Below are 11,393 nucleotides of genomic sequence, written 5' to 3' on the forward strand. Positions count from 1 at the left end.
CCTAATTCGATTTATTATTAATTTCTTCCATTATTCTTTTAGTTAGTTCCTCAGCAGCATTATAACCATACATCTTTTGGCGTATATTTCTTGCTGCAACCTCTACTATTAAGGCTATATTTCTACCTGGTTTAACTGGAATAACAATATGAGGAATTTCTATTCCTAATATATTTTTATATTTATCATCAAGACCTAATCTATCATATTCTTTATCTTCAACCCAGTTTTCGAGTTCAATAACAAAATCAATATCAGTAGATCTTTTTATCGCTCCTGAACCGTATAATCTTTCAATATCTAATATTCCTAGACCTCTAATTTCTAAAAAATGTCGAATGTTTTCAGGAGACTGTCCATATAGTTTATTGTCAATTTTTTTTATATCAACAGCATCATCTGCTACTAATCTATGACCACGAGCAATAAGTTCTAATGCAGTTTCACTCTTTCCAATACTACTTTTACCTATTATTAATATTCCCATACCAAAAACTTCTAGTAATCCACCATGAATTCTAATTTCTTCACTTAAAGCATATTCTAAAAAATCACTCATTTTAGAAATTAATTTTGTTGTTCCATAATCAACTCTTAAAATAGTTCTATTATGTTTTTTTGCTAATGAATAAACTTCATAAGGTACATTAATATTATAACTATAAATTAAAGCAGGTATTGGATAAGAAAAGTATTTATCAAAAACATTTCTTCTTTTATCAAACGGTAAATGTTTATCATAGTATTCATGTTCTGGTTGTCCAATTATTTGAATTCTTTGATATGGAAATGTATCAAAAAAGCCATTTAGTTGAAGACCAGGTCTATTAAATTCATTAAATTTTATTTCAATATTATCATAATCATCACTTTTATATACAATTTCAAGCTCTAGTTTTTCAACTAAATCTTTTAATAGAACACTTTTTTCCATACTATCCCTCATTATTAAAAAATTCAAATATATTTTTTGCCGTTCTTTTATCCATTTTATCAACAGTCATAAGTTCATCTATACTTGCCTTTTTAATCGCAGAAACATTTCCAAAATGAGATAAAAGTTTTATCTTCTTAATTTCTCCAACACCTTTAATTTCATCTAAAATTGAATTTTGTAATTTTTTATTCTGCAAACTTCTATGATAATTAATGGCAAATCTATGAACCTCTTCTTGAATATCAAATAAAAATCTATATATATTTGTATTTATATCTAGCTCAATATAATTATCTTCAAAAATTATTCCTTTTGTTCTATGCTTATCATTTTTAACAAGTCCTATAACAGGAACATTTAAGTTTTTCTCCAAAAGAACTTCTTTTGCTACATTAACATGCCCCTTACCACCATCCATTAAAATAAGATCTGGCATTTCAGAAAAACTACTTCCAATAGAATTTATTTTTTCATCTAAAAACCTGTTAAATCTTCTTGTAAGCATCTCTTTATGACTAGAATAGTCATCTTGACCTACAACAGTTTTTATTTTAAACTTTCTATAATCTTTTGAACTCTTAAATCCATTTTTATAAACTACCATACTTCCAACATTAAAATCACCAGAAATATTTGAAATATCGTAACATTCTATTCTGTTAAGAGTTTCAATATCTAAAATATTCTTTAAATAGTTAATTGCTTCTAAATATTTTATATTAATATTTTTACTATCAAAAATATGTTTAGTTAAAATTTCTTTTGCATTCTTTTGTAAAATCTTTATTTGTTCAAATTTTACACCTTTTTTAGGATTTTTAACCGAAATTGTATTTTCATCAAAAATTTTTGATAAAAATAAAGATATCTCATTTAAAAATCTATCATCTGAATAATCAATATATATTTCTTTAACCTTATTATGATGACTTATGTAAAATTGTCTAATTATATTTGAAAATAATTCTTCAAACTCCAAGTCTAGATTGTTTTCAACAATAAAATGCTTTCTATCTATTACAAGACCGTCATTTACAATAAAAATTGCAACTACCAATATATTTTCAACATATGCATACGAAATTAAATGATATTCTTTAAATTTCTTTATGTTAAATATTTGTTTTGTAAATAAATAATCTAATTCACTCAAAAAATCTCTGTATTTAATCGCAAGTTCATACTCTTCTTTTACAGAGGCTTCTTTCATCTTATTAAGCAAAATTTCTTTAATTTCAGAAGTATCTCCAGAAAGAAATTTAATAACTTTTTTTACATCATTATTGTAATTTTCTCTATCTATATTTTGAGTACATGGTGCTGAACATCTTCCCAAATAATAGCTCATACAAGGTCTTTGTAAAAACTTTCCCCTATCAAAATTTAATTTACAATCTCTAATATTATAAATTAATATAGATAATTCCATTAATTTTTCTAAGTCTGAAATTGAAGGAAAAGGCCCAAAATATTGAGCCTTATCATCCTTTACATCTCTAACTTTTAAAATTTTTGGAAATTTTTCATTTGTAATCTTTATATAAGGATACTGCTTATCGTCCTTTAAGTTAATATTATATTTTGGTCTATTTTTTTTAATCAAATTTGCTTCTAAAACTAAACTTTCAGTTTCATTATTAACAATTATATATTCAAATCTATGAATATGTTCTACCATAGCTTGAACTTTCTTATACTTATGATTAGTAGTAAAATATGACCTAACTCTATTTTTTAAAGAAACAGACTTGCCAACATATATAATATTGTCATCCTTATCATACATTATATAAACTCCAGGTAAATCTGGTAGTTTTTTTAATTCGTAATTTATATCAAATTCTCTTAAATTTCCTTGCATTGTTCTCTTAAGTATTCTAAATCATGTCCACTTAAATATGGAGATAATTTTTCATAACACATTTTATTATAATCATTTAACCAAGCAATTTCATCATCACTTAATAATGATTTATCAACTGGTCTTGTATCAATTGGAACAACTGTTAAATTATCAAATTTTAAGAATTGTCCAAATTCATTCATTTCATCTTCAACACAAACCATTATACTTTCAATTCTAATACCGTGGCTTCCACTAATGTAGATACCTGGTTCATCTGAAGTAACCATTCCAACTTCCATTGGATACTCATTTCCAGCAGTTGCTATTCTTTGTGGTCCTTCATGAACATTTAATACGTGACCAACACCATGTCCAGTACCATGATTGAAGTTAATTCTATTTTTCCATAAGCAATATCTAGTAAATGCATCTAAATATCCACCATTAGTTCCTTCTAAGAATTTAGCTTCCATTAAATTAATATGAGCTTTTAAAACAAGAGTATAGTGGTAAATTTCTTCTTCTTTTAATTTACCAACAGCAATTGTTCTTGTAATATCAGTTGTTCCATCTAAATAATGTCCACCACTATCAATTAAATATAATCCTCTTGGTTCAACCTTTACAGGATTTTCATGACTTGGTTTATAATGTGGCATTGAAGCATTTGCACCATAAGCAGAAATTGATTCAAAGCTATCTTCTATAAATAAGTCTTGTTGTTTTCTAAATTCTAATAATTTTTCAGAAGCTATCATTTCTGTTATAGTTCCTGTTGGAATTCCTGTTTCTAACCAATTTAAAAATCTTACTAAAGCAACACCATCTTTAATGTACGCATTTTTAGTATTCTTGATTTCTATTTCATTCTTATGACATTTCATTAATGAAGTAAGATTTGTTCCAGTAACAATATTAACACCTCTTGCAATTGATGAATAAACTGCTACATTTGTTTTTCTTGGTTCTAAGTATAATGTTTTTCTTGCTTCAATATCAGAAACATCTCTTCCTATAACTTCATATGGTTTAATGCAAACATTATTTTCTTTTAAGTAATTTGCAACTTCTTCAGATAATTTTGATTTATCAATATATAAATTACAAGCCTTATCAGAAACTAAAAGGTATGAAATAACAACTGGGTTACATTGAACATCATTCGCTCTAATATTTAAAACATATGCTATATCATCTAATGATCCGATGAAATGATAATCTATTCCTCTTTCTTTCATCATAGCTCTTAATCTAGCTAATCTATCAGAAGTTGACTCTCCAGCATATTTTTCATCAAAAATATATACTTTACTATCTGGACTTGCTGGACGACCTTCTTCATTCCAAATTTCTCCAACATAGTCAACATCAGTTATAAATTCAAAATTAGGTAATTTTTTAATTAAATTTTCATATTCAGCAACAGAAGTATTATTACCATCAAATGCAATTTTTCCTCTATTTGGAAATTCTTGTAATAAAAATTCTTCAATAGATATTGATTCTGGTAATCCTGTTTTATATAATTCAACTTCTCCAGCTGCTAATTCTTTTGCAGCTTGAATGAAATATCTTCCGTCAGTCCATAATCCTGATTTCTTTGTTGTAATAACAGCAGTACCAGCTGAACCTGTAAAGCCTGTTATAAATTCTCTTGTTTTGTAATAATCAGCTAAATATTCTGATTGATGAGGATCTGAGCTAGGTACAATATAGGCATCTATATTTCTTTTAGCCATCATTTTTCTCAACTTACTAATTCTTTCATTAATCATAATAATACCCCCTAAAATTTTTAAATTTTAACAATTATATTATATCATTGTAAACTTATTATTTCAATAATAAAAAACTTTTAAATAAAAAAGATACTATTTAAAATAGTATCTTACTTTAATTTTCTTAATTATTTTTTTCCCTTTAAATCTTTTGCAATTAAAGCATCAAGAACTAATTCATATCCTTCAGCGCCAAATTGTAAAGATCTATTTACTCTACTAATTGTAGCAGTTGATGCTCCAGTTTCAAGTTCTATTTCATTGTAAGTTTTTCTAATTTTTAAAAGTTTTGCAACTTCTAATCTTTGAGAAATAGAATTTAATTCACGTAAAGTACAAACATCTTCAAAGAATGCATAACAATCATCTTTGCTTTTTAACATAAGAATAGCTTCAAAAAATTCATCTAATTGTTTTGATTGTAATTTTTTTAAGTTTGACATAATAATACCTCCATTTATTTAATAATACCACGAGCTAATTATACTTCATTGTACAATAATAGTCAAGTGTTAAATCACATTTTATAAAAAAATTGGCGGGAATATGTGGGAATCGAACCCACCTAAGAAGCTACAAACTCCTTACGCTGGTTTTGAAGACCAGAGAGCACACCAGAACTCATCTACTCCCATAAAACAACATTAAGTATTATACATTATTTTGTTTAAAAAATCAACCATTTAAGAAATTAATTCATAAAAAAGTTGATTTTATACAAAATATTAATACTACTTCTCCGAAAATTCTCCAATTTTATCTGTAATCTCATTGATTTTATTAACTCTATCAAATTTAACTCTTTTAATTGATTTAGAAAAAACTGCAGATATTAAAACTCCGATCGCTATAGAGCATGCGTGAATAACAGTGCTTATGCCACTATTTAAAGCTAGTAGATACTCGCTTTTTGCAAAATATTCCATAGTATGATACATTCTATATCCTGGAACTAACATAACAATTCCTATATATAAAAATACTGTTGAAGGAAGTCTTAGTTTTACAGAAAAATATTCAGCAAATAGTCCTACAACTATAGAAGCTATTAAATTGCTAACTGCATTTCCAAAATGTTTACTACAAAAATAGTAAACAATCCAACTTATTGTACCTGTTATTGTACAATATACAATTGCTTTTTTGGGAACAATAAAAAATATTGAAAATGCTATACTTGAAACAATAGCACACATAACATTTAAAAATAAATCCATAAAAACTCCTATCCAAAAATTCTAAGCACTAAAACTACTCCAATAGCAATAGAAACCGCAGTAAATATTGCAGACATTATACCAATTATTCCCGATAAAATATCACCTGATAAGATATCTCTCATAGCATTTGTTATCTGAATTCCAGGAAATAATGGGACAATTGAAGCTATCATAATACTTGATAAATTTGCTATACTTACAATTTTCGACATAGTCATAACAAAAAGTGATACTCCACTTGCAGATAAAAATGTTGTTAAAAATGAAGGCAATCCAGATTTTTCTATATATACTAAGATTAACATTTCAACAAACATTGCTAAACAAGCTGGAATAAAATCACCTATTGTACCTCCAAAAATAAATGCCAAAAATGGAGCTGATAATGTTACTAATGAAATTTTAGTAAAATTACTATATGAACTCTTGTTTTTTATATTTTTTAATTCTTTAAATCCATCATCAAGATTTACTTTCCCAGAAACTATACTTCTAGAAAGATCATTTAACAAGGATATCTTCTCTAAATTTTTAGCAGTATCATTTATTCTTCTCATACTAGTATAATTCGTTTCATTATACACAAAAGAAATCATAACCATATTACTCAATGCAAAAGCATTAACTGCTTTAATGTTTTGAAAAGATTTACAAATTCTATTAATACTATCTTCAACTCTATAAACTTCAGCGCCATTATAAAGTAAAGAGTATGAGAATTTAATGCTAAAATTCAATAGCTTTTTAGCTTCTATATCACTATTTATTGTATTATTCTGATTCTTCATCATCGTATTCATCAAAATGATCTTCCATTTCTTTTTTAAATTTATTTCTTGAACGAACAACATATATTATCAACAAAAGCAATACTCCTGGAACAATTAACATAATAGGATTTTTTAAAAAACTTGTAATTTTTTCCATTCTTTTTTCATAATCTTTTTCAGATTTTTCATTAACTGCTTTAAGTCTTTCCTTTTTTTCTTCTTCAGTTAGTTCATCATAGTTTTTAGTAAAATCATCTTTAGGTTTTGTATATTTATTAGCTTCTAATCTTTTATTCTTTTCGATTTCATCAAGATTAGGAACATACTCTCCCTTATTTATCATATTTTGAAATAATTTAACTTCAGCATTATTAGGATCTTTATCATTTGCTAAATATAAAGTTTCATAATTAGCAGATGTAGCTTTAAAAATCCAAGTTAAATCTAATGTATTATCTTTCTTTAAGATCCCAACAAAATAATCTCCTTTTGCCGGAACTAATCTACTATAGCTATATTCATTAAATTTAGGAACTTCAATTTCATCAATATTTTCTCCAAGAAAAATTGTTGTCGCTTTAACTTTAAACTTTCCATCTGAGTCTTCTATAATATTTCCTATAAAGAAAGATTTATAGTCCATATCATAAATTCTATTTGCTCTATCAAAATTATCATCTGCAAAAGAAATTTTTGAAATAAAATTTAAACTTAAAATAGATATTAATAATATAACAACTATCCTCTCTACATAAGTCTTTATATTAATAAATTTATTTTTCATAAAATCACCTCTATTAATATTTTACCATAAAAAAACAATAAAAAATAGAGAAGAATTAAATTCTTCTCTACATTTATAAATATTAAATTATTTTTACTAAGCATTTTCTTTATTTAATAATTTCATTAAAAAATAAACAACTGCTCCTATAACCAATCCACCAAGACCAATTACAATTTTTTGCATATCTGAATTATATAATAACCAGAAACTGACAACTACAGCTAAAATTGGAATTACTGGTCCAAATGGAACTCTAAATGATGGTTTTAAATCTGGACGTTTCTTTCTTAAAACAATTACGGATAAGCAAGTTGGTACATATTGTACAAATCTTGATACAACGCTTATAGCAGCTAATATTGCAAATGAACCTATTAATGAACCATATAAGCCTAAAGCTAAAGTTAAAACACCAGTAATAATTATTGCAATATATGGAACATCCTTTGAGTTTTTCTTAGCAATAACTCTAGGAATTAAACCATCATCAGCAAGAGCTGAACCACTTCTTGGAGTCATTATAGATGCAGCTAAATTAATACCACCTATTGATACTAATGTACCAGCACCAACTAAGTATTTTCCAGTATTACCAATAATTCTTTGGAAAGCTTCTTGAATAGGAGCTTTTGCTGTAACTAAATCTGTTCCTAAAATTCCTATTGCTATTCCAATAATTAAAACATAAAAAATTGAACAAATAAATATAACCAATAGAATAGCTTTTGGTACATCTTTTTCTGGATTGTCCATATCTTCAGCAGCAACAGCTATACTTTCAAAGCCAGTAAATGCATAAAATATTGTTAATGCAGCTGCACCAATAGCAGCACCAGTTGACATAGCTTGTCCACTAGCATTTTTTCCAGGAACAAAGAAAGGAGTAAAGTTTGAGCCATTTATAAAGAACAAACCTACTGCAATAAAAATAATAAGTGGTAATAACTTTCCTGTTGTTACAATATTATTTAAAATCTTTGAAGTCTTAATACCTGATAAATTCACTAAAGTAAGTAAAACAACAATAATAGTAACTATAATAGCTTTTGCAATATTCTCATTAGCAAATGTTCCCTTAGGTAATAATCCCATTAAAGCTTCAGCAAAACCAACAGTCATTGTAGCCCAAGCAATAATAGCTATTGCCCATTTCATAAAACCTACTTCAAAACCAACAAACTCACCAAAGGCCTCCTTAGCATATACATAAGGGCCACCATTCTTTTTAAACATTCCACCAACTTCGGCAAAACATACTGCAATACTAATAACTAATAATGCATCAAATAATGTTACTAAAACGGCTGCAGGCCCAACTTGTGCCATAACCTTATTAGGTAACAAAAAAATACCTGAACCTATAATACCATTAAATCCTAAAAGAATAATACTAAATAAGCCCATCTTATTTTTATTAGTCATAAAAATATGCACCTCCTACTTCTTGTATTCTATGACTTTTTTTACAAATTCATCAAAAACTTTTTGAGAATCTTCATATTTTACTGACAACATTTCCGGATGCCATTGAACACCAACTACAAAACAATCTTCTGTAATTTTTTGAATAGATTCCACAACCCCATCTGGACTCTTAGCAACAACCTTAAATCCAGGTGCAACATCCTTTAATATTTGATGATGGAAACTATTAACTTTATTTTCTTCACCCAAAATTTCTCTTAAGAATGTTCCTTCTTCAAAATTAACAGAATGAGTTGCTTGACTTGGATTATCTTGTTGATCATGCTTTAATTTAACAAAATCAGCATAAGATAAATCTTGATATAAAGATCCTCCATTAACAACGTTAATAATTTGGAAACCTCTACAAATACCAAACACAGGCTTATTAAATTTAACAGCTGTTTTATAAATTTCCATATCAAAAACATCTCTTTCAGGGAAAACTTCCCCTATTTTTAATAATGGATCTTCTCCATAATTATATGGATTAACATCATGTCCACCTGATAAAATTACTCCATCTACATGTTCTACCATTTCTCTTATACTTTCTAAATCTTCATTAAATGGTATAATGAAAGGAATACCACCTGCTCTTAATACAGCTTCAACATAATCTTGATTGACATAAGATCTTCTATATCCAGAAAAAGTATTACCTTTATTAATTAAAATATTACCTGAAATTCCAATAACTGGTTTCATCTTTCTCGCCTCCTTAAATAGTATCTTAACAATTATATCAAAAAAGTGTAATAATTACAATATAAATAGACTAAAATACATAAAATATTATACTAAAAAAACATAAAAATAATCTTATTTAAATATTATATAAATAATATTATCAATATAATATATATTATTATCTAATTAAAGTAATTGTTTCACTTTCTAGTAAATAAAATAGCAATATTAATATACCCAAAATTAAAGATAAAAAAAGAGTCAACATAATATTTGACTCTTTTTTTATCTGGTAATTCATACTTGGCGTGCCATAGAGGATTCGAACCCCTGGCCTTTTGGTCCGTAGCCAAACGCTCTATCCAGCTGAGCTAATGGCACATATTAGAAAACTCAGAATAAATTCTGAGTTCTTGGAGCGGAAGACGAGATTCGAACTCGCGACCCTCGCCTTGGCAAGGCGATGCTCTACCACTGAGCCACTCCCGCAAATATGGAGCTGGTGGGAGGACTTGAACCCCTAACCTACTGATTACAAGTCAGTTGCTCTACCAATTGAGCTACACCAGCAAAAATTAATTGGCGACCTGGATGGGACTCGAACCCACGACCTCTAGCGTGACAGGCTAGCATTCTAACCAACTGAACTACCAGGCCTTATTTGGTGGGCACAATAGGGCTCGAACCTATGACCCCCTGCTTGTAAGGCAGATGCTCTCCCAACTGAGCTATGCGCCCAAATACAACCTAATAAAAAAATGGTAGCGGAGAAGGGATTTGAACCCCTGACACTGCGGGTATGAACCGCATGCTCTAGCCAACTGAGCTACTCCGCCACAAAAAACATAATGGTGACCCCACCGGGATTCGAACCCGGGTTACCGCCGTGAAAGGGCGATGTCTTAACCGCTTGACCATGGGGCCTAAATAACTGGTGCCGAGGACCGGAATCGAACCGGTACGATGAGTTAACATCGCAGGATTTTAAGTCCTGTGCGTCTGCCAGTTCCGCCACCCCGGCACATTGGCTCCCAGGGTGGGGCTCGAACCCACAACCTACCGGTTAACAGCCGGGTGCTCCACCATTGAGCTACCTAGGAGTTTGGCTGTTTTCTATTCTCCCAGTACGAGATGTACTAGTACCTTCGACGTTTAGGAGCTTAACTTCTGTGTTCGAGATGGGTACAGGTGTATCCTCCTAGCCATCACAGCCATACTGTAATTTAATTTTTGCTGTTAAGCTCCGAGCTTTCACTGTCGAAACTTTCCATTTGTTTCACAAATGGAGTTTCTTAGCATCTGACCTACGACGCAATCACAGATTGCTGTTAGGTCATGAACTTCTGTGTTCGAGATGGGTACAGGTGTATCCTCCTAGCCATCACAGCCATACTTAAAACTTTAAGTCATAAATAATTATAACATAAAATAAATAACATTAAATAAACAAAAAACCATTCTTACGAGTGGTTTGTTTGGCTGTTTTCTATTCTCCCAGTACGAGATGTACTAGTACCTTCGACGTTTAGGAGCTTAACTTCTGTGTTCGAGATGGGAACAGGTGTATCCTCCTAGCCATCACAGCCATACTTATTTATTTACTTTTCTTTGCCGTTAAGCTCCGAGCTTTCACTGTCGAAACTTACCATTTGTTTCACAAATGGAGTTTCTTAGTATCTGACCTACGACGCAATCATAGATTGCTGTTAGGTCATTAACTTCTATATTCGAGATAAAACAGTGTATTCTCTTAAGCTTTACAGCTATACTTATTTGTTTTTTTCTTTTTCAATATATTTCTGTTGAAATCCTCCAATTAAAGAGTATATATTTCTGGTCAAGCTTTCGATTTATTAGTATCAGTTAGCTTTGATGTTGCCACCTTTACACCTCTGACCTAT

At 29.1% G+C, this 11,393-nt stretch carries 9 protein-coding genes, 10 tRNA genes and 2 rRNA genes; all 21 read right to left on the minus strand.

What is annotated here, in order from left to right; genetic code table 11:
• Window position 1: 1 nt before the first annotated feature.
• Entirely contained in the window at window positions 2-934 is a 933-nt protein-coding gene (hprK, locus tag LW893_RS03235; RefSeq protein WP_233055783.1) for an HPr(Ser) kinase/phosphatase, read from the minus strand.
• 1 nt (window position 935) lies between these two features.
• Window positions 936-2,798 carry an excinuclease ABC subunit UvrC gene (uvrC, locus tag LW893_RS03240; protein ID WP_233055784.1) on the minus strand — a complete coding sequence of 621 codons (1,863 nt, stop codon included), beginning with the start codon at window positions 2,796-2,798 and terminating at the stop codon, window positions 936-938.
• Window positions 2,783-4,558: an aminopeptidase P family protein gene (locus LW893_RS03245; protein WP_233055785.1), complete on the minus strand. Its 1,776-nt coding sequence runs from the start codon at window positions 4,556-4,558 to the stop codon at window positions 2,783-2,785. The genes uvrC and LW893_RS03245 overlap by 16 nt, the downstream gene beginning before the upstream one ends.
• A 131-nt stretch (window positions 4,559-4,689) precedes the next feature.
• Window positions 4,690-5,004 carry a YerC/YecD family TrpR-related protein gene (locus LW893_RS03250; protein WP_233055786.1) on the minus strand — a complete coding sequence of 105 codons (315 nt, stop codon included), beginning with the start codon at window positions 5,002-5,004 and terminating at the stop codon, window positions 4,690-4,692.
• Window positions 5,005-5,097: 93 nt separating this feature from the next.
• Window positions 5,098-5,194 (minus strand) — tRNA-Sec (locus tag LW893_RS03255).
• Between the two features lie 98 nt (window positions 5,195-5,292).
• On the minus strand, window positions 5,293-5,778 hold the full coding sequence (locus LW893_RS03260; protein ID WP_233055787.1) for a threonine/serine exporter family protein: 486 nt from the start codon (window positions 5,776-5,778) through the stop codon (window positions 5,293-5,295).
• Window positions 5,779-5,786: 8 nt separating this feature from the next.
• A complete protein-coding gene (locus tag LW893_RS03265) occupies window positions 5,787-6,581 on the minus strand; it encodes a threonine/serine ThrE exporter family protein (protein ID WP_233055788.1) in 795 nt (264 codons plus the stop codon).
• Window positions 6,553-7,335: a hypothetical protein gene (locus LW893_RS03270; protein ID WP_233055789.1), complete on the minus strand. Its 783-nt coding sequence runs from the start codon at window positions 7,333-7,335 to the stop codon at window positions 6,553-6,555. The genes LW893_RS03265 and LW893_RS03270 overlap by 29 nt, the downstream gene beginning before the upstream one ends.
• Window positions 7,336-7,431: 96 nt before the next feature.
• Entirely contained in the window at window positions 7,432-8,760 is a 1,329-nt protein-coding gene (locus LW893_RS03275; protein ID WP_233055790.1) for an APC family permease, read from the minus strand.
• Between the two features lie 15 nt (window positions 8,761-8,775).
• Window positions 8,776-9,510: a gamma-glutamyl-gamma-aminobutyrate hydrolase family protein gene (locus LW893_RS03280; RefSeq protein ID WP_233055791.1), complete on the minus strand. Its 735-nt coding sequence runs from the start codon at window positions 9,508-9,510 to the stop codon at window positions 8,776-8,778.
• Window positions 9,511-9,796: 286 nt separating this feature from the next.
• Window positions 9,797-9,873, minus strand: a tRNA-Arg gene (locus tag LW893_RS03285).
• 33 nt (window positions 9,874-9,906) lie between these two features.
• A tRNA-Gly gene (locus LW893_RS03290) sits at window positions 9,907-9,981 on the minus strand.
• Between the two features lie 5 nt (window positions 9,982-9,986).
• Window positions 9,987-10,062: transfer RNA gene (locus tag LW893_RS03295), tRNA-Thr, on the minus strand.
• A 10-nt stretch (window positions 10,063-10,072) separates the two neighbouring features.
• Window positions 10,073-10,149 (minus strand) — tRNA-Asp (locus LW893_RS03300).
• Between the two features lie 5 nt (window positions 10,150-10,154).
• Window positions 10,155-10,230 (minus strand) — tRNA-Val (locus tag LW893_RS03305).
• A 21-nt stretch (window positions 10,231-10,251) separates the two neighbouring features.
• Window positions 10,252-10,328: transfer RNA gene (locus LW893_RS03310), tRNA-Met, on the minus strand.
• Between the two features lie 13 nt (window positions 10,329-10,341).
• Window positions 10,342-10,416 (minus strand) — tRNA-Glu (locus LW893_RS03315).
• Window positions 10,417-10,424: 8 nt separating this feature from the next.
• Window positions 10,425-10,513, minus strand: a tRNA-Leu gene (locus tag LW893_RS03320).
• A gap of 4 nt (window positions 10,514-10,517) precedes the next feature.
• Window positions 10,518-10,592, minus strand: a tRNA-Asn gene (locus LW893_RS03325).
• Window positions 10,593-10,708, minus strand: a 5S ribosomal RNA gene (rrf, locus tag LW893_RS03330).
• 257 nt (window positions 10,709-10,965) lie between these two features.
• Window positions 10,966-11,081, minus strand: a 5S ribosomal RNA gene (rrf, locus tag LW893_RS03335).
• Window positions 11,082-11,393: the final 312 nt, after the last annotated feature.

The organism is Parvimonas micra (genome assembly GCF_021300775.1).
In the GTDB taxonomy this organism is placed as follows: Bacteria; Bacillota; Clostridia; order Tissierellales; family Peptoniphilaceae; genus Parvimonas.